Here is an 18198-nt window from a genome sequence, read left to right on the forward strand (position 1 = left end):
ATGCCTTCGGGGCCCACGCCCATCATCGACCTGTCGCAAGTGACCAAGATCTATGGTCACGGCGAAGGCGAGGTGCGCGCGTTGCGTGGTATCGATCTGCGCGTCAACGCCGGCGAGTTCATCGCGGTGATGGGGCCCAGCGGCTCGGGCAAATCGACGTGCATGAACATTCTCGGTTGCCTCGATACGCCGACCGGTGGAACGTATAAGTTTCTCGGCGTGCCCGTCGGCGGCATGAATCCGGATCAACGCGCGTTGTTACGCCGGAATTATCTGGGCTTCGTGTTCCAGGGCTTCAATCTGTTGAGTCGCACGACGGCATTGGAAAACGTCGAGCTGCCGCTGGTGTATCGGCACGTTCCCAAAGAACAGCGTCGTGCGCTGGCGCGCAAAGCCTTGCAAGAAGTCGGGCTCGGCGGCCGTGAGACTCACGTGCCGAGTCAGTTGTCCGGCGGTCAGCAGCAACGTGTCGCGATTGCGCGTGCCATCGTGTCACAGCCGCAAGTGCTGTTCGCCGACGAGCCGACCGGTAATCTCGATACCGCCACCAGCATCGAAATCATGAAGCTGCTGACCAGCTTGAACGAGCAGCGCGGTATCACTATTGCCATGGTCACGCACGAACCTGACATCGCCGGTTGGACTCGCCGCATCGTGCGTTTCCGCGACGGTCATATCGAAAGCGATCAGGTCAACGAGCCGGTGCGGGAACTGTAATGTTCGGCAATGCCATCATCCTCGCCTTGCGCGAGATCCGCCGGAACGTACTGCGCTCGACGCTGACCATTCTCGGCATCGTCATCGGCGTCGGCGCCGTCATCACCATGGTCACCATCGGTGAAGGCGCGACCGCTCAAGTGCAGCAGGACATTCAGAAGCTCGGCTCGAATCTGCTTCAGGTGTTTCGTGGGCAGGGATTCGGCGGTGGCGGTGGGTCGCGCTCGTCGGCGCCGCCGTTCACGATGGAAGACGTGAACGCGATCAAGAACGAAATCGCCGGCGTGCGTACGGTGGCGCCGAGCATCGGCACCGGTGCGCAGGCGATCTATGGAAATTCCAATTGGTCAACCCAGGTGCAAGGCACCGACGATCAATTCGTCATCGTGCGTGACTGGCCGCTTGCGAGCGGACGTAACTTTTCCGAATCCGAGCTGCGAGCGGGCGCGGCGGTCTGCATCCTCGGCTCGACTGTTCAGCGCGAGCTGTTTGGCTCGGAAGATCCGGTGGGCGCGAGCATTCGCCTGGGCAAGTTGTCGTGTCAGGTCATCGCCACGTTCACGTCCAAGGGTCAATCGGGTTTCGGTCAGGATCAGGACGATCTGGTGGTCGTGCCGATTCGCACCATGCAGCGACGCATGGTCGGCAACTCCGACGTCAACTCCATCATGGTGTCGGCGCGCGACGGCGTGTCGACCGAAAAAGTACAAGCCGACGTCGAATCGCTGTTACGCGAGCGGCGCAAGATCCGCCCCGGCGCCGATCCTGATTTCAATGTGCGCGATCTCAAGGAGATCAGTAGTGCGATGACCCAGACGACGCGCGTGCTCACCAGTTTGCTTGCGGCCGTCGCGGCGGTGAGCTTGCTGGTCGGCGGCGTCGGCATCATGAATATCATGCTGGTGTCCGTGACCGAGCGAACGCGCGAGATCGGCACGCGTCTGGCGGTCGGCGCCATGGCGCGAGATGTACTACTTCAATTCCTGATCGAAGCGGTCACGCTAGCGGCGTTCGGCGGCGTCATCGGAATCGCGTTGGGACTGTCGGCAGGCGCGCTCGCCACCCACGCATTCCATGTGCCGTTCGTATTGAACGTGGGCATCGTGATGCTGTCCTTCGCCTTCTCGGCGGCGGTTGGCATCATCTTCGGTTATTTCCCTGCACGGCGCGCCGCGCAGCTCGACCCCATCGAGGCATTGCGGCACGAGTAGCGGGGATCCAGATGAGTGACCGTCATGTCGTCACGCTCTGCGATCGTCCTGTGCGCATTGTTGCTGTCCGGCTGTGCCACGTTGCCGGACGACAAAGGCTGGGGTGAACAGGCGACGTTGACGCCGGGTTGGGGACGCGTTCGCGAGTCCGCTGTGAACGCTGCGAAGGACCCTTGGACCTGGGGTCCGTTGCTCGGCGCCGCCGCGTTTCAAATCGACGACTTCGATCGACGCACCTCCGACTGGGCCCGCGACCACACGCCGGTCTTCGGCTCACAACACAGTGCCGAGCAATGGAGCGACGACCTTCGCTCCGCGTCCAGCATCGCTAACTACGTCACCATCCTGGCGACACCGAGTGGCGATGAGCCCGGCGAGTGGCTGCTCAACAAGCTCAAAGGAACATTGGTGGACGTCGCCGCGGTGGCCGCGACGGGCAAGATCACCAACGTCATGAAGGACGCGGCCGGTCGCGAGCGACCGAACGGTGCCGATGACAAGAGCTTTCCTTCCGGCCACACCTCATCGTCGGCGGTGCATACACGACTCGCCTCGCGCAATCTGGAATCGATAGAAATGTCGGACGGGACGCGCACCGTACTCGACGTTGGCTTGCACGCACTCACAATCGGCACATCGTGGGCCCGCATCGAAGCCGGCTGGCACTATCCGTCGGACACGCTCTTCAGCATGGCGCTCGGCAATTTCATCGCGTCGTTCGTCAACGACGCCTTCATGGGTGCGTCGCCGTCGCAGCCGGCACTGACGATGCAGGTCGTCGACGACGGCGCGGTCATCGGGTTGCACGTGCGCTTCTAGGCAGGTGGCGCGACTTCGCCCGAAGGAGGACAATCCCAGGTCCCCCTTCAATAACACCAGCACCGCCATGAAAACCCGTGCCGCCGTCGCCCTTGCCGCTGGCAAGCCCCTCGAAGTCATGACCCTGGATCTGGACGGGCCGCGCGATGGCGAAGTGCTGGTGGAGATCAAGGCGTCCGGCGTCTGTCATACCGACGAGTTCACGCGCTCGGGCGCCGATCCGGAAGGCTTGTTCCCGGCCATCTTCGGTCACGAAGGTGCCGGTGTGGTGGTCGATGTCGGTCGCGGCGTGACCACGCTGAAGAAGGGCGATCACGTCATCCCGCTGTACACGCCCGAATGTCGGCAATGTAAGTCGTGCCTGTCCCAAAAGACGAACCTGTGCACGGCGATTCGCGCCACCCAGGGCAAGGGCGTGATGCCGGACGGCACCAGCCGCTTTTCCATCGGCAAGGACATGGTCCATCACTACATGGGCTGCTCCACGTTCTCCAATTTCACGGTGATGCCGGAGATCGCGCTGGCGAAGATCCGCGAGGACGCGCCGTTCGATAAGGTTTGCTACATCGGCTGCGGCGTCACGACCGGCATCGGTGCCGTCATCAACACGGCCAAGGTCCGGCCTGGCGACAACGTCGTCGTATTCGGCCTGGGCGGCATCGGCTTGAATGTGATTCAGGGCGCCCGTCTCGCCGGCGCCAACAAGATCGTCGGCGTCGACATCAATCCCGCTCGCAAGGCCCTCGCCGAGGAGTTCGGCATGACTCACTTCGTCAACCCGAAGGAAGTGCAGGGCGAGCTCGTGCCGTATCTGGTCGCATTGACCGATGGCGGCGCCGATTACAGTTTCGAATGCGTCGGCAACGTCGATCTGATGCGTCAGGCGCTGGAGTGCTGTCACCGCGGCTGGGGCGAGTCGATCATCATCGGCGTCGCCGGCGCCGGTCAGGAGATCAAGACGCGTCCGTTCCAGCTGGTCACGGGCCGCGTGTGGAAGGGCACGGCTTTCGGCGGCGCCCGCGGCCGCACCGACGTGCCGAAGATCGTCGACTGGTACATGGATGGCAAGATCAAGATCGACGAGCTGATCACGCACAAGATGCCGCTCGACGACATCAACAAAGCGTTCGATCTGATGCACTCGGGCGAGTCGATCCGTTCGGTGGTGGTTTATTGATCAACTCTGAGCACAAGGGGCGCCGGTCATGACACTCAATCTGGTTTCGGAGCACGCCTGTTTCGGTGGCTGGATGCGTTTTTATTCGCACGAGTCGCGCGAGTGTCGTACCGAGATGCGGTTCTCCGTGTATGTGCCGCCCCAGGCCGAGCAGGGCAAAGTGCCGGTGCTGTATTACCTCGCCGGCCTCACCTGCACCGAAGAAACTTTCATGGTGAAGGGCGGTGCGCAGCGCCTCGCCGCCGAGTTGGGATTGATGCTGGTGGCGCCGGATACCAGCCCGCGCAAGGCGCGGGTGCCGGGCGACGATGCGAATTGGGATTTCGGGTTGGGCGCCGGGTTCTACGTCGATTCCACGCAAGAGCCGTGGGCGCAGAACTATCGCATGTACAGCTATGTCACCAAGGAGCTACCAGAGATCGTGCAGTCGCTCGGCTCGGGCCGTGCGGATCGTCAGGGCATCTTCGGTCATTCCATGGGTGGGCATGGCGCGCTGGTGTGCGCTTTGCGTAACCGCGATCAATATCTGTCCGTGTCGGCGTTCGCGCCGATCTCGGCGCCCATGCAGTGTCCGTGGGGCCACAAGGCGTTCAGCGGATATCTGGGCGAGGACCGCGAGCTGTGGAAACAATATGACGCCAGCGAATTGATCCGTGCGCAGCGTTATCCGCGACCTATTCTGATCGATCAGGGCGACAAGGATAAATTCCTGACCGAACAGTTGAAGCCGGAGATCTTCGCCGCCGCCGCTCGTGAGTCGGGCAGCGAGCTGCGCTATACGCTGCGGCCCGGCTATGACCACGGTTATTACTTCATCTCCACCTTCATGGAAGATCATTTGCGTCATCACGCGAGGCAATTGATCTCTTCGTGACCCGATCCTCGCGTCGCTTACCCAGTTGGCTGATTCTTGTCGCAGCGATGACCGCCGTCGGGCCGGTCTCGATCGATATGTATTTGCCTGGCTTTCCCGCCATCGAGCAGGAGTTCGGCACGCGCGGTGTCGAAGTCACGATGGCGGCGTTCATCATCGGCATTGCCGTCGGTCAGTTGTTCTATGGACCGATCAGCGACCGCTTCGGTCGCAAGCCGCCGCTGTACGTCGGCTTCGCGGTTTACATGATCGGCGCGTTGGGCTGTGCGTTGGCCGTCAACATGACGATGCTGACGGTGATGCGCGTCGTTCAAGCGCTGGGAGGATGTGCTGGGTTGGTTATTGGTCGCGCGATCGTTCGGGATCGCTGTGAGCCTCACGAAGCCGCTCGTGCCTTCACCACACTCACGATGATCGTCGCTCTGGGCCCGGTACTGGCGCCCGCGGTTGGCGGTGTCGTTGTCACTTACTTTGGCTGGCGCGCGACGTTTGTCGTGCAGGTGGCGCTTGCACTGACGCTGATGCTGACCATGCATCGGGTGCTCACCGAATCCAATGTGACTCGCGATACCGGCGTGAGCTTTGCCGACATTCTTCGTAACTACGGACGGTTGAGTCGCGATCGCCAGTTCATGGCGTTCTCGCTGCTGCTCGGCTTCTCGATGGCGTCGATGTTTTGTTACGTGACGGGCGCGCCCAAGGTCATCACGCAGAACTATGGACTGTCGGCTCAGCAGTTCGGTGCGCTCATCGGGTTGAACGGACTGGCGTTCATGTCGGCGAGCATATTGAACATGCGCGCCCTGCGGACGATGACGCCGCGGCAAGTGCTTGCTCGATATGTGTGGGCGTCGCCACTGCTTGGATTCGCCCTGTTTACGCTGAGTTTGCTATTCGCTCTGCCGCTCTACGTGGTTGTGGGCTTGCAGCTGCTCTTCTTCCTCACCGTTGGCCGCGTCAGCCCCAACGTCTCCGCCCTCGCTCTCGCCCCTCACGGCCGCGCCGCCGGCACCGCTTCGGCGTTGATGGGCGCCACGCAGTCCGCGTTGACCACATGCGCCGGCATCGCCGTCGCCATCTTCAACGACGGCACCGTCCACACCCTCGCCGCCATCATGGCGACCGGCGCGTCGTTAGCGTTGCTGTGCTATCTGTGGATTAGGCAAACCCTGACGAAGCAGGGTTAATTCGTTTCTTAGCGTCAAGATTCAGGTCACGGCCTGAACAGTGATGGATTTACGCTTCGTGCATGCCATCACAACAACATGAAGTCCTGGTCGATCTTTTTCGCAATCGCCCGCAACTCGCGCCCCAGCGAAGACCGGGCCCGGCTGTATTTTGATTTGATTCTGAATTCAATTAGCGAGGCGGCCCGCGAGGTGCTGTTGGAGACCATGCGTCCATTCAAATACGAATATCAAAGTGACTTCGTCAAAGGTTACGTCGCCCAGGGTCGGGCGGAGGGGCGAGTCGCGATCCTCACGCGCCAGCTGACAGTGCGATTTGGTTCATTGAGCGATGAGGTGAAGGCGCGCATTGCGTCCAAGTCCATCGAGGAACTGGACGCAATTGCCGATCGCTTGCTGACCGCCGTGACCTTGGAAGAAGCGTTAGCCCTGCAAAGCTAACGCTGACGCTTCAAGTCCAGCCTTCCAACTTCGCCTCCATCGTAATCTCCGCCTTGAGCAGGCGGGAGATCGGGCAGCCGGCTTTGGCAGCTTCGGCGGCTTTTTGGAAATCTGGAGGCGTGGCGCCGGGAACCTTGGCGCGGACTTTCAAATGGACGGCGGTGACGGTGAAGCCGGCGTCGGTTTTCAGCAAAGTCACGGCTGCCTCGGTCTCGATCTTCTCGGCCGTTCTGTTTTCATTGCCCAGCTGAGCGGACAGCGCCATGCTGAAACATCCGGCATGGGCGGCGGCGATCAACTCTTCGGGATTCGTTCCTTTACCTTCCTCGAAGCGAGTGGAAAAGGAATATTGAGTGTCGCTGAGCACACCGCTTTCGGTGGAGATCGAACCCTTGCCGTCTTTCAGGCCGCCTTTCCAGACGGCGGAGGCCGTGCGTTTCATGACGTTGCTCCCGTGGAAGTGGGTTGAGACTCGACGAGTGTGATGGTGTGCGTCAGCTCGGCCGTCTTGGCCAGGATGGCGCTGGCCGAGCAGTATTTCTCGGCGGACAGCGCCACCGCACGCTCGACTTTCTTGCTGTCGAGCGCGTGGCCGGTCACGGTGTAGTGCATCTGGATCTTGGTGAAGACCTTCGGATCGGTGGTGGCGCGCTCGGCTTCGATCTCGACGACGCAATCGGTCACCGCTTCACGGCCGCGCTTCAAGATCAGCATGACATCGAAAGCGGAGCAGCCGCCCAGGCCGAGCAGCAGCATCTCCATGGGCCGGAAGCCCAGATTCCGGCCGCCGGCATCGGGTGCGCCGTCCATCACGACGGAATGGCCCGAGCCGGACTCGCCGACGAACATCACGTCCTGAACCCATTTGACCCGCGCTTTCATCAGCTGACTCCGCCGATGCACAGGTACTTGATCTCGAGGTAGTCCTCGATGCCGTACTTGGAGCCTTCCCGGCCGATGCCGCTTTCCTTCACGCCGCCGAACGGCGCAACTTCGGTGGAGATGATGCCTTCGTTGATGCCGACGATGCCGCTCTCCAGCGCCTCGGCCACGCGCCATACGCGCGCGATGTCACGAGTGTAGAAATAAGAAGCCAGGCCGAACTCGGTGGAGTTGGCCAACCGAATCACTTCTTCTTCGGTCTCGAACTTCATCAAAGGCGCCACCGGGCCGAATGTTTCTTCGCGCATGGCGAGCATGTCGGCCTTCACGTTGGTCAGCACCGTCGGCACGTAGAAGTGACCACCGCCTTCGGCGCGCTTGCCGCCGACCAGCACTTTCGCGCCTTTGCTCACCGCATCGCGCACGTGCTCTTCGACTTTAGCGACGGCTTTCTCTTCGATCAGCGGTCCGATGATCGTGCCCTGATCCAAACCGTTGCCGACCTTCATCGCCGACACCTTCTCCGCGAGACGCGCGGCAAAGCGGTCATAGATGCCGCTCTGAACGTAGATGCGGTTGGCGCACACGCAGGTCTGACCGGCATTGCGATACTTGGACGCGATCGCGCCATTGACCGCCGGCTCGAGGTCCGCGTCGTCGAATACGATGAACGGCGCATTGCCGCCCAACTCCAACGACACCTTCTTCACCGTGCCCGCGCACTGAGACATCAGCAGCTTGCCGACCGGCGTAGAGCCCGTGAAGGTCAGCTTGCGCACGAGCGGATTGCTGGTGAACTCGCCGCCGATGGGCTTCGGATCGCCAGGGACGACGGAAATGATGCCAGGAGGCAGGCCCGCCTTCTCAGCGAGCACGCACAAAGCGAGCGCCGAGTACGGCGTGAGTTCCGAAGGTTTGATGACCATCGTGCAACCCGCCGCGAGCGCAGGCGCGACTTTGCGAGTGATCATCGCGGTCGGGAAATTCCAAGGCGTGATCGCGGCACACACGCCGATGGGCTGCTTGATCACCACGATGCGCTTGTCCGGGCCGTGACCCGGAATCACATCGCCGTAAACGCGTTTGGCTTCTTCCGCGAACCATTCGATGAAGGACGCGGCATAGGCGATCTCGCCGCGGCTTTCCACCAGCGGCTTGCCCTGCTCGACGGTCATGAGCACGGCCAGATCTTCCTGATTCGCCATGATCAGATCGAACCATTTACGCAGCAGCTGGGCGCGTGCTTTCGCGGTCCGTGAGCGCCACTCGGGCAGCGCTTTATCGGCGGCTTCGATGGCTTCGCGCGCTTCCTTGGCGCCGCAGTTCGGCACGGTGCCGATGAGTTGCCCATTGGCGGGGTTGAGGACTTGCTTCACTTCGCCGCTGGCTGCATCCACCCAGCGTCCACCGACGAAGGCTTGCTGGCGAAACAGACTCGGATCGCGAAGAGAAAGCGTGCTCTGAGGGGCGGCGGCCATGAAATGCTCCGGCTAGATGAAAGTCAGTCAGCCGATCGATCAATCGTCGACCAGCTGCTGACCAGGAAACAAAGCTTCGTTGAAACCAAAACTGCGCAGGTCGCGGATGCGCATGGGATAGAGGATGCCGTGCAAGTGATCGACTTCGTGTTGCACGACGCGCGCGTGAAAGCCGTCCACGGTGCGATCAATGGGCTGGCCTTTGGGATCGAAGCCGCGATAGCGCAGCTTGGTATAGCGCGGCACCAGGCCACGCATGCCCGGCACCGACAGACAACCTTCCCAGCCTTCTTCCATCGCGTCGGTCTGCGGCTCCAGCACCGGATTGATCAGCTCGGTGTACGGCACTTCCTCGGCCTGCGGATAGCGGGGATTCTTACCCACGCCGAAGATCACGACTTGGAGGGACGTGCCGATCTGCGGAGCCGCGATGCCAGCGCCGTTCAGCGCGGCCATCGTGTCTTTCATATCCTGCAGCAGGGCGTGCAGCTCGGGCGTGTCGAAGCGCTCCACAGGCTTTGCCACCTGCAGGAGCACGGGATCGCCCATTCTCAAGACCGGCCGGACCGACATGTCGATAATCGTCGTAAAGCAGAGAGATGAGATACCAGTATAGTCTCGCCCTAGATAGTATCGTCATGGGCAAGCCCAAGAACTTGACCTGGAACGCCTGTCATCCAACTGTCACCGCCTGTCACTGATGTCCGCTCCGCCTCATGTCCTGGTGTTGGCCGCCGGCGCGTCCCGTCGCTTGGGTCAGCCGAAGCAATTGGTGAAGCTGGCCGGCCGGCCGGCACTACATATTGTCGTGTCGAACGCGGTGGCGGTCGCAGGTCATGCGGTCACCGTCGTGGTCGGCGCGCAGGCGCGGGAGATGACGCATTTGCTGGCACACTCGCCGGCCTCGGTCATCGTCAATCGGCATTGGGAAGAAGGCATGGCGTCGTCGCTGCGCTTCGGCGTCGCATCGCTGCCGCCGGGCTGTCAGGCGGTGATGGTATTACTGGGCGATCAAGTGGCGGTGACCGCCGACGATCTCAAACGCCTGGTGAGTGCCTGGAAAGGTGAGGAAAGCATGATCGCCGCCAGCGTGTACGAACAGCGCGTCGGTGTGCCCGCGATCTTTCCCCGCTTGAGTTTCGGTGAGCTCGCCGAGCTGCGCGGCGATCAAGGCGCACGCATGGTGCTCGAACGTAACAATTACCGCCTGGTGCGCGTGCCCATGGCAAACGCGGCCATCGATCTGGATACGCCGGAAGATCTGGCCGCGCTGAACGAGCGTTTTCAGCGGGCGGAATCGACCTACAACCCCGAGAAGTAAAAGATTGCGCGTCGTCATCATCCTGCTGCTCATCGCCTTTGTGATTGCGGTCATCTGGCTGCGAGCCAAGCGCAAACGCTGAAACATCGTTCGGCGCTCAGCCGTTTACCGTTGCGACCGTCGTCGCGGAGGTAGGCGTCATGCAGGAGTTTTTCCAACAGCATTTAGCGGCTGTGGGGGTATTGATCGCGCTGGCGATCGCACTCACCGTCTTCGTGTTCCGTAAACGGAAGTTCGACCCCGGCTACCGTAAGGGCGAGGCGGCGAATCCACAGAAGGTCAAGGAACAGAACCGGCCCGACGAGTGGAGCCGCAGTCACTGAGCGGCATCAGTCCTGAGGCGACGGCGCGGGTACGCCGAGCGAGGCGAGCGCGCCGATCAACATGGAGGCCGTGTATGGCTTCACCAGGACGCCAATGCGCTTGTCCGCGGCAAATTTGTCTTTGAGCTCGCGCTCGCTACGGCCGCTGGCGATCAGGATGGGCAGATTCTGCAACTTGGCGCGCAGCTCGGCCGCCAGCTGGTCGCCGGGTCGATCCGGTAATCCCATGTCCACGATGACTGCCGAGACATCCGTTGCGCCGGCCAGGGCGGAACTCGCCTCAGAGGCGTCGCCCGCCTGCAACACCTGGAAACCGACATCTTCCAGGGCGTCGACGGCGAACATGCGTACCAGCATTTCGTCTTCGACGATGAGTACTCGAGCAGGTCCCGATTGCTGATCTGTCATGGGTATTGGTATTGCTTGGTTGCCGCCATGGCGACCTTGAGCGCTGCGGCGGAGTGTACTGCAGTCCCTGGGCCGTGCGTATAACGTGCGGTAAAACTCGGGAAAAGTACGTCATAACGCACCTCAGGTAAGTTTTTCAAGGACAGCGCGGCAGATTCGGGCGCGGCGGCGCGGAACTTTCTACACGAGTGGCGCATTGGGTGGTCTGCGTCGCGACCTGGCTCGAAACAACGACATATTCTCAAGGTGCCGCGGGTTCGGGTGCAGTAGGGCCGTGGCCGCCTTGGGTGACGAGGCCCGTTTTGACGCAACAACTTCCGGAGTAGCGGCGCGGTGGACGAGCTCATCGCATGCACATGAATTCCGATCCTTCCGCAGCGGCCGCTAGCACGCGCGTATTACGCGTATTGATAGTCGAGGACGAATCGCTGGTCAGCCTGTTCCTGCAAGGCGTGTTGCGGGATCTGGGCCATGAGGTCAGCGGTATCGCCCCATCCTTGAGAACTGCCCTGGCGTTTGCCGCGGGCACTCCAACGGACCTGGCCATCGTGGATGTCGGCCTGGCCGGCGACGGCGGAGACGGCATCGATGCAGCCGTTGCCTTGCGCGCCCGCCATGGAATTCCCGCCCTGCTGATGACAGGAGCCCCGTTGGCCTCCCTGGGCGAGCGGGTCAAGGATGCCCAACCTCTCGGCTTCCTCGCGAAGCCTTATACCGAAGCGGATGTGGAGCGAGCATTGATCGAGGCAGTGGCACAGCTGCCGCTAAAGATCTGACAGCTCCCAGCCGCACCTGGACCGTCGACGGGTGAGCAATGGCCCAAGCTGTAATTGATACGACATCGTCACTGGACCGCGGCGATATCCTCAAAGCCCTGCGCTTGCTGAAGCGCGGCGACTTTTCGGTGCGCATGCCGATGGATCTGGCGGGCATCGACGGCGAAATCGCCACCGCCTTCAACGATGTGGTCGAGCTCAACGACTCCATGACCCGCGAGTTCGCGCGCCTGCGCGAAATGATCGGCCGCGAAGGTCGCATCTCCGAGCGCGCCCGCCTCAACACCGCCAGCGGCAGCTGGTCGCACTGTATCGATTCGGTGAACGGCCTCGTCGGCGAAATGGCGTACCCCGTGTCCGAAGTGGCGCGCGTGATCGGCGCGGTCGCCAACGGCAACCTGTCGCAGTCCATGAATCTGGAAGTCGACGGCCGACCGATGCGAGGCGAGTACCTGCGCATCAGCACCGTCGTGAACACGATGGTGGACCAGCTCGCCTCGTTCGCGTCCGAAGTGACGCGCGTGGCGCGCGAAGTGGGTACCGAAGGCAAGCTCGGCGGCCAGGCGCACGTGAAAGGCGTCGCCGGCACCTGGAAAGATCTGACCGATTCCGTGAACCACATGGCCGCGAACCTCACCGGCCAGGTGCGAAACATCGCCGAAGTCACCACCGCGGTGGCCAGCGGCAATCTGTCCAAAAAAATCACCGTCGATGTCAAAGGCGAAATGCTGGAGCTGAAGAACACCGTCAATACGATGGTCGACCAGCTCAATTCGTTCGCGTCCGAAGTGACGCGCGTGGCGCGCGAAGTGGGTACCGAAGGCAAGCTCGGCGGCCAGGCGAAGGTCGAAGGCGTCGCCGGTACTTGGAAAGATCTCACCGACAACGTGAATCACATGGCCGCGAACCTCACCGGCCAGGTGCGAAACATCGCCGAAGTCACCACCGCGGTGGCCAGCGGCAACCTTTCCAAGAAAATCACCGTCGATGCGCGCGGCGAAATTCTGGAGCTGAAGAGCACCGTCAACACGATGGTCGACCAGCTCAATTCGTTCGCGTCCGAAGTGACGCGCGTGGCGCGCGAAGTGGGCACCGAAGGCAAGCTCGGCGGCCAGGCGAAAGTGGAAGGCGTCGCCGGTACCTGGAAGGACCTGACCGACAACGTGAACCACATGGCCGCGAACCTCACCGGCCAGGTGCGAAACATTGCCGAGGTCGTGACGTCGGTGGCCGATGGCGATCTGAAACGCAAACTGGTCGTGGAAGCGAAGGGCGAGATCGCCGCGCTCGCCAACACCATCAACGGCATGATCGACACGCTCGCGACGTTCGCCGACCAGGTGACCAACGTGGCGCGCGAAGTGGGTACCGAAGGCAAGCTCGGCGGTCAGGCCAGCGTGCCGGGCGCCGCCGGCTTGTGGCGCGACCTCACCGATAACGTGAATCAGCTCGCCGCGAACCTCACGACGCAGGTGCGAGCCATCGCCGAAGTCGCGACCGCCGTGACCAAGGGCGATCTCACTCGATTCATCACGGTGGAAGCCTCGGGCGAGGTGGCCTCGCTCAAGGACAACATCAACGAGATGATTCGTAACCTCAAGGACACGACTCAGAAGAACAACGAGCAGGATTGGCTGAAGACCAATATCGCGCGCTTCAACCGACTGCTGCAGGGCCAGCGCGATATCCGTCACGTCTCGAATTTGATTCTGTCGCAGCTGGTGCCGCTGGTGAACGCGCACCAGGCCCTGTTCTATCTCACTCGTCAGGACGGGGGAGAGAACATTCTCGAGCTGGTGGCGAGTTACGCCGCGCCGAATCGTCGTCGTCCGCCGCCGCGCCTCCGCCTGGGCGATGGCCTCATCGGTCAGTGCGCGGCCGAGAAGCGCTCGATGCTGTTGACCGATGCGCCTCACGATTACATGCGCATCACGTCGGGCCTCGGCGAAGCGAAGCCGTCCACCGTGATCGTGTTGCCTGCCCTGTTCGAAGGCGAAGTGAAAGCGGTGCTGGAACTGGGCTCGTTCGAGCGCTTCAGTACCATTCACACGTTGTTCCTCGATCAGCTGATGGAAAGTATCGGCATCGTGCTCAACACGCTGGCCGCGAACATGCAGACCGAAGCGCTGCTCGCTCAGTCGCAGTTGCTGACCGGAGAGCTGCAGAGTCAGCAGGAAGAGTTGAAAAAGACCAACGACCGCCTCGAACAGCAGGCCGCGACCCTGCAACGTTCCGAAGACCTGATGCGCTCCCAACAGGAAGAGCTGCGCGGCAAGAACGAAGAGCTGGTCGAGAAAGCCAACCTGCTGTCCTGGCAGAACAAGCAGGTGGAAGCGAAGAACCAGGAAGTGGAGCGCGCCAAGGAAATGCTCGAGGAAAAAGCCGAGCAGCTGGCGCTCACGTCCAAGTACAAGTCCGAGTTCCTCGCCAACATGTCGCACGAGCTGCGCACGCCGCTCAACAGCTTGCTGATTCTTTCCAAGCTGCTCGCCGACAACGCCGACGCCAACCTGACCGGCAAGCAGATCGAGTTCGCGCAAACCATCAATCGCGCGGGCACGGAGCTGCTGGCGCTGATCAATGACATTCTCGACCTGTCGAAGATCGAGTCGGGCACGGTTACGCTCGATGTGAGCACCGTGCACTTCGCCGAAGTGGTGGACAACCTGCAGCGGAGCTTCGAGCAGGTGGCCAGCGACCGGAAACTGCAGCTCAAGATCGAGCTGGATCCGTCCTTGCCGCGGACCATGATCACTGACGAGAAACGTCTGCAGCAGATCTTGAAGAACCTGCTGTCGAACGCGTTCAAGTTCACTCACGAGGGCGGCGTCGAGCTGTCCATCTACCGTGCCAGCAATGGCTGGAATCACGGCAACCAATCGCTCAACGCGGCGTCGTCGGTGGTCGCCTACTCCGTGCATGACACCGGCATCGGCATCGCGGCCGACAAGTTGCGCGTGATCTTCGAGGCATTCCAGCAAGCCGACGGCACGACCAGTCGCAAGTACGGCGGCACCGGCCTCGGCCTGTCGATCAGTCGTGAAATCTGTCGCTTGCTGGGCGGTGAGATCAGCGTGGAAAGCAAGCCGGGCGTCGGCAGCACGTTCACGCTGTACTTGCCGATGACGCACGATTTCTCGAAGGCGCCGGTCACGCATACCCCGGCTCCTCCGCCGACCACGCTCATGCATACGCATGCGCCCTCGCAGATCGTCGTGAGTCGCGAGTCGACGCCGCTGCTGGTCGCGTCCGAGCTCACTGACGATCGACAAAATATCCAGCCGGGCGATCGGGTGCTGCTGATCATCGAAGACGATGTGAAGTTCGGTCGCATTCTGCTCGACCTCGCGCACGATCGCGGCTTCAAGGCGGTGGTGTCGGCGACGGGCAGCGGCGCGTTGCCCCTGGTGCGACGGTTCAATCCGTCCGTCATCACGCTGGATATCAACTTGCCGGACATGGATGGCTGGCGTCTGCTGGATATTCTCAAACGCAGCGCCGAGACGCGGCACATCCCCATTCACATCATCTCCGTCGACGATCCGCGCGAGCGCGGTCTGCAAATGGGCGCGTTCTCCGTGCTGGAAAAACCGGTGGATCACACGACGCTGCAGCAAGCGCTGGCTCGCACCGAAGAGTTCATTGCTCGCAAGGTGAAAGAGCTGTTGCTGGTCGAGGACGACGACCTGCAGAGCAACGAGATTCAGAAGCTCATCGGCAATGGCGATGTGCACCTCACGCGCGTGACCAACGGTCGAGAAGCGTTGAAGGCGCTGGAGTCCAAGGAATGGGACTGTGTGGTGCTCGACCTGGTGCTGCCGGATATGGACGGGGTGCAGCTGATCGAAACCATTCGTCGCGATACCTCGCGGCGGCTGCCGGTGATCATTCACACCGCCAAGGATCTCAACCCCGCCGATGAGGCCAAGCTGCGCAACCTGGTCGAGTCGTTCATTCTCAAAGGGCCGGAGTCGCACGAGCAGCTGTTCGATGAGACCGCGCTGTTCCTGCATCGCTTCGTGGAGCGCATGCCCGAGGATCAGCGCCAGATCATCGAAAAAGCGCGACGGCGCGAGCCCGGCCTGGCGGGCCGCAAAGTGCTGATCGTCGATGACGATATCCGCAATATCTTCTCGCTGACCGGTGTGCTCGAACAGCACGACATCGAAGTGCTGCATGCAGAGAGCGGCCGCGAGGGCATTGCCATGTTGAACCAGACTCCCAGCATCGACATGGTGCTGATGGATGTGATGATGCCGGACATGGACGGTTACGAGACCATGCGACAGATCCGACGCAACGAACGCTTCCGCAAGCTGCCCATGATTGCGATCACTGCCAAGGCGATGAAGGGCGATCGCGAGAAATGCATCGAGGCGGGCGCCTCTGAATACATTTCCAAACCGGTTGACGTCGATCAACTGGTTTCGATGATGCGCGTGTGGCTGCGGCGCGTTTGAACAAAGGCATGCAGGCCCTGGGCCCGCAGCTCGCTGACACCGATGAGGTGCCGGCGGTGGACGCTACTGGCACTTTGCCGGCGTTGCCGATGCGCGCGACGATCTTGATTGTCGATGACGAGCCCAACAATCGCTTCGCGTTGGCGCAGGTGCTGACAGAGCTGGAGGAGACCGTTGTCGAGGCGGCGTCCGGCGAGGATGCACTTCGTTTCCTGCTTCGGGAGGAATGTGCCGTCATCCTGCTCGACGCCAACATGCCGGGCCTGGACGGTTACACCACCGCCGAGTTGATCCGCCGTCGCGAACGATCGCGCCACATTCCCATCATCTTCGTCAGCGCCATCGATCGCGACGACGAGCACATCGCGCGTGCCTATTCGATGGGCGCCGTCGACTATGTGTTCAAGCCGGTGGACCCGGTGATCCTGCGCTCCAAGGTCGCGGTGCTCGTCGATCTGTATCGCAAGAGCGCGGAGGTGGAGCGGAAAGCGGCGCTCGAACGTTTCCTGCAGGAAGAGAATCTGCGCATCCGCCAGGAAAAGCTCGAAGCCGAGCGACAGTTGCGGCAGGTCGAAGAGCGGCAGGCTGCCATCGTGCGCTCGCTGCCCATCGCGCTGTATAGCGCGGCGATCGACTCGAAATTCGCCGGCCCGCGCTTCATCAGCGACGTTCTTGCCGATTCCATCGGCTTCTCGCCGAATCTGTTTGTCGACTACCCGCAGCTGTGGGCCGACAACATCCATCCCGACGATCGGGATCGCGTGCTCAATGAAGTCGCGCTGATCCCGACGCTCGGCGGCATGTCGACCGAATATCGCTGGGTCTGCGCCGACGGCTCGCATCGCTGGTTCCTGGACCGCGCGGTGCTGATCCGGCAGGACGGCCGGCCGTTCGAGATCTTCGGCAGCTGCCTGGATATCACCGATCGACGCAGCGTCGAGCAGCAGCTCATCCAATCGCAAAAGATGGAAGCTGTCGGTCAGCTCACCGGCGGCATCGCGCATGACTTCAACAAAATGCTGACCGTCGTGATCGGCAACCTCGACTCGCTGGCCCGCGCGCTGAAGGGCACGGGACGTAATTTCGATCGCGCGCAGATGGCGCTTACCGGTGCATTGAGCTGCGCCGAGCTGACCCGTCGCATGCTGGCGTTCGCTCGCCGTCAGCCGCTGCAGCCCAGTGCGGTGAATCTGGGTGAGGTCAGTCGGAATATCACCAAGCTGTTGGGCCGGACGCTGGGCGAGCGTATTCAGATCGATGTGCTGGTCCAGGATGAGTTGTGGAATGTGCTGGCCGATCCGGCGCAGGTCGAGTCGTCACTCATCAACCTGGCCGTCAATGCGCGAGACGCCATGCATGAGGGCGGCACGCTGACCATTGAAACGCGCAACGTCGGTCGCAACGAGCGCGATGCCGATCTGCCGGAAGGCGAGTTCGTGTTGCTCTCGGTGACGGATACCGGCGCGGGCATGACACCCGATGTGTTGGAGCGGGCGCTCGAGCCGTTCTTCACCACCAAGCGTATGGGTCACGGCACGGGCCTGGGCTTGAGCATGGTGTATGGCTTCGTCAAACAATCGGGCGGCCATGTGAAGATCATCAGCACCCCCGGTCGCGGCACCAGCGTGAGAATTTATCTGCCGCGCACGGATGCCGTTCCTTCCGTGGCAGCCATGCTGGGTGAGGATCTCTCGCTGTCGGGGCAGGACCGCACCATCCTGTTGGTGGAAGACGATGCCGGCGTTCGAGCCGTCACGGCGGCGATGCTGAAGGAGCTGCAGTTCAACGTCATCGAGGCGGACAACGGCGCCCGCGCGTTGGATATCGTCGATCGAGAGTCGACCATCGATTTGTTGTTCACCGATATCGTCATGCCCGGCGGCATGAACGGTTTCGAGCTCGGCCGCCTCGCCCGCGAGCGCCGCCCGCAGTTGCCGGTGTTGTATGCGACGGGCTATTCGGCTTCGTATGCAGCGCCGGAGAAGGGCGCGGATATGTTGGCGAAGCCGTATCGTGAAGCCGACCTGCGAAGCAAGCTGCGCGGCCTGCTGCCGGTCCGCGCGCGAGCGTGAACGTCACATCCGCTCCTTTCATTGAAAAAGCAACAGTCGCGCATTTCGGTTT

Annotated in this window: 16 protein-coding genes and 1 pseudogene; 12 read left to right on the top strand and 5 right to left on the bottom strand. The window is 61.9% G+C overall.

Features of this window, described 5'->3' with window-relative positions; translation table 11 throughout:
* From ACFPN2_RS14670 to ACFPN2_RS14700, 7 genes are all read left to right on the top strand, one after another.
* Positions 1-717, top strand: a complete 717-nt coding sequence (locus ACFPN2_RS14670; RefSeq protein ID WP_380597741.1) for an ABC transporter ATP-binding protein — start codon at positions 1-3, stop codon at positions 715-717.
* A complete protein-coding gene (locus ACFPN2_RS14675; RefSeq protein WP_380597743.1) occupies positions 717-1928 on the top strand; it encodes an ABC transporter permease in 1212 nt (403 codons plus the stop codon). Before ACFPN2_RS14670 ends, ACFPN2_RS14675 begins: the two co-directional genes overlap by 1 nt.
* A 24-nt stretch (positions 1929-1952) precedes the next feature.
* On the top strand, positions 1953-2747 hold the full coding sequence (locus tag ACFPN2_RS14680) for a phosphatase PAP2 family protein (protein WP_380597745.1): 795 nt from the start codon (positions 1953-1955) through the stop codon (positions 2745-2747).
* Between the two features lie 67 nt (positions 2748-2814).
* On the top strand, positions 2815-3924 hold the full coding sequence (locus ACFPN2_RS14685) for an S-(hydroxymethyl)glutathione dehydrogenase/class III alcohol dehydrogenase (RefSeq protein WP_380597747.1): 1110 nt from the start codon (positions 2815-2817) through the stop codon (positions 3922-3924).
* 28 nt (positions 3925-3952) lie between these two features.
* Positions 3953-4798 (top strand): S-formylglutathione hydrolase, encoded by an 846-nt coding sequence (gene fghA / locus ACFPN2_RS14690; RefSeq protein WP_380597749.1) that lies wholly within the window; start codon positions 3953-3955, stop codon positions 4796-4798.
* Complete coding sequence (locus ACFPN2_RS14695; protein ID WP_380597751.1) at positions 4795-5985, top strand: multidrug effflux MFS transporter; 1191 nt, start codon at positions 4795-4797, stop codon at positions 5983-5985. Before fghA ends, ACFPN2_RS14695 begins: the two co-directional genes overlap by 4 nt.
* Positions 5986-6063: 78 nt before the next feature.
* On the top strand, positions 6064-6426 hold the full coding sequence (locus tag ACFPN2_RS14700; protein WP_380597753.1) for a DUF4351 domain-containing protein: 363 nt from the start codon (positions 6064-6066) through the stop codon (positions 6424-6426).
* Between the two features lie 10 nt (positions 6427-6436).
* Here ACFPN2_RS14700 and ACFPN2_RS14705 read toward each other — a convergent pair whose 3' ends face one another.
* The 4 genes from ACFPN2_RS14705 to def are packed head-to-tail and all read right to left on the bottom strand — an operon-like array spanning position 6437 to position 9359.
* Entirely contained in the window at positions 6437-6868 is a 432-nt protein-coding gene (locus ACFPN2_RS14705; RefSeq protein WP_380597755.1) for an OsmC family protein, read from the bottom strand.
* Complete coding sequence (locus ACFPN2_RS14710) at positions 6865-7308, bottom strand: OsmC family protein (protein WP_380597757.1); 444 nt, start codon at positions 7306-7308, stop codon at positions 6865-6867. The genes ACFPN2_RS14705 and ACFPN2_RS14710 overlap by 4 nt, the downstream gene beginning before the upstream one ends.
* On the bottom strand, positions 7308-8786 hold the full coding sequence (gabD, locus tag ACFPN2_RS14715) for an NADP-dependent succinate-semialdehyde dehydrogenase (RefSeq protein ID WP_380597759.1): 1479 nt from the start codon (positions 8784-8786) through the stop codon (positions 7308-7310). Before gabD ends, ACFPN2_RS14710 begins: the two co-directional genes overlap by 1 nt.
* Before the next feature lie 39 nt (positions 8787-8825).
* Positions 8826-9359, bottom strand: a complete 534-nt coding sequence (gene def, locus ACFPN2_RS14720) for a peptide deformylase (protein WP_380597761.1) — start codon at positions 9357-9359, stop codon at positions 8826-8828.
* A gap of 127 nt (positions 9360-9486) precedes the next feature.
* On the opposite strand from def, the gene ACFPN2_RS14725 reads away from it, so the two are divergent.
* Positions 9487-10107 (top strand): nucleotidyltransferase family protein, encoded by a 621-nt coding sequence (locus ACFPN2_RS14725; RefSeq protein WP_380597763.1) that lies wholly within the window; start codon positions 9487-9489, stop codon positions 10105-10107.
* Positions 10108-10247: 140 nt separating this feature from the next.
* The gene (locus tag ACFPN2_RS14730; protein WP_380597764.1) at positions 10248-10430 is read left to right on the top strand and encodes a hypothetical protein; all 183 of its coding nucleotides are present in this window, start codon (positions 10248-10250) and stop codon (positions 10428-10430) included.
* Between the two features lie 6 nt (positions 10431-10436).
* Here the strand turns inward: ACFPN2_RS14730 and ACFPN2_RS14735 are convergent, their stop codons facing one another.
* Positions 10437-10838, bottom strand: coding sequence for a response regulator (locus ACFPN2_RS14735; protein ID WP_380597766.1), 402 nt, complete (start codon positions 10836-10838; stop codon positions 10437-10439).
* A 350-nt stretch (positions 10839-11188) separates the two neighbouring features.
* Here ACFPN2_RS14735 and ACFPN2_RS14740 point away from each other — a divergent pair, with 350 nt between their 5' ends.
* The 3 genes and pseudogenes from ACFPN2_RS14740 (at position 11189) to ACFPN2_RS14750 (ending at position 18146) form a co-directional block, all read left to right on the top strand.
* Positions 11189-11614 (top strand): response regulator, encoded by a 426-nt coding sequence (locus ACFPN2_RS14740; RefSeq protein WP_380597768.1) that lies wholly within the window; start codon positions 11189-11191, stop codon positions 11612-11614.
* Between the two features lie 227 nt (positions 11615-11841).
* Positions 11842-16074 (top strand): annotated as a pseudogene (locus ACFPN2_RS14745) (response regulator); the annotation flags it as partial.
* The gene (locus ACFPN2_RS14750; RefSeq protein WP_380597770.1) at positions 16056-18146 is read left to right on the top strand and encodes a response regulator; all 2091 of its coding nucleotides are present in this window, start codon (positions 16056-16058) and stop codon (positions 18144-18146) included. The pseudogene ACFPN2_RS14745 and the gene ACFPN2_RS14750, both read left to right, overlap by 19 nt.
* The last annotated feature ends 52 nt before the right edge of the window (positions 18147-18198 follow it).

Source organism: Steroidobacter flavus, from assembly GCF_042651805.1.
GTDB classification, from domain to species: Bacteria; Pseudomonadota; Gammaproteobacteria; order Steroidobacterales; family Steroidobacteraceae; genus Steroidobacter; species Steroidobacter flavus.

Bases quoted from the DNA above. Each gene is read 5' to 3' on its own strand.
- ACFPN2_RS14705 (WP_380597755.1), bottom strand. From the start codon at position 6,868: ATGAAACGCACGGCCTCCGCCGTCTGGAAAGGCGGCCTGAAAGACGGC.
- ACFPN2_RS14725 (WP_380597763.1), top strand. From the start codon at position 9,487: ATGTCCGCTCCGCCTCATGTCCTGGTGTTGGCCGCCGGCGCGTCCCGT.
- ACFPN2_RS14675 (WP_380597743.1), top strand. From the start codon at position 717: ATGTTCGGCAATGCCATCATCCTCGCCTTGCGCGAGATCCGCCGGAAC.
- gabD (WP_380597759.1), bottom strand. From the start codon at position 8,786: ATGGCCGCCGCCCCTCAGAGCACGCTTTCTCTTCGCGATCCGAGTCTG.
- ACFPN2_RS14730 (WP_380597764.1), top strand. From the start codon at position 10,248: ATGCAGGAGTTTTTCCAACAGCATTTAGCGGCTGTGGGGGTATTGATC.
- ACFPN2_RS14710 (WP_380597757.1), bottom strand. From the start codon at position 7,308: ATGAAAGCGCGGGTCAAATGGGTTCAGGACGTGATGTTCGTCGGCGAG.
- ACFPN2_RS14740 (WP_380597768.1), top strand. From the start codon at position 11,189: ATGCACATGAATTCCGATCCTTCCGCAGCGGCCGCTAGCACGCGCGTA.
- def (WP_380597761.1), bottom strand. From the start codon at position 9,359: ATGTCGGTCCGGCCGGTCTTGAGAATGGGCGATCCCGTGCTCCTGCAG.
- ACFPN2_RS14680 (WP_380597745.1), top strand. From the start codon at position 1,953: ATGTCGTCACGCTCTGCGATCGTCCTGTGCGCATTGTTGCTGTCCGGC.
- fghA (WP_380597749.1), top strand. From the start codon at position 3,953: ATGACACTCAATCTGGTTTCGGAGCACGCCTGTTTCGGTGGCTGGATG.
- ACFPN2_RS14670 (WP_380597741.1), top strand. From the start codon at position 1: ATGCCTTCGGGGCCCACGCCCATCATCGACCTGTCGCAAGTGACCAAG.
- ACFPN2_RS14700 (WP_380597753.1), top strand. From the start codon at position 6,064: ATGAAGTCCTGGTCGATCTTTTTCGCAATCGCCCGCAACTCGCGCCCC.
- ACFPN2_RS14685 (WP_380597747.1), top strand. From the start codon at position 2,815: ATGAAAACCCGTGCCGCCGTCGCCCTTGCCGCTGGCAAGCCCCTCGAA.
- ACFPN2_RS14735 (WP_380597766.1), bottom strand. From the start codon at position 10,838: ATGACAGATCAGCAATCGGGACCTGCTCGAGTACTCATCGTCGAAGAC.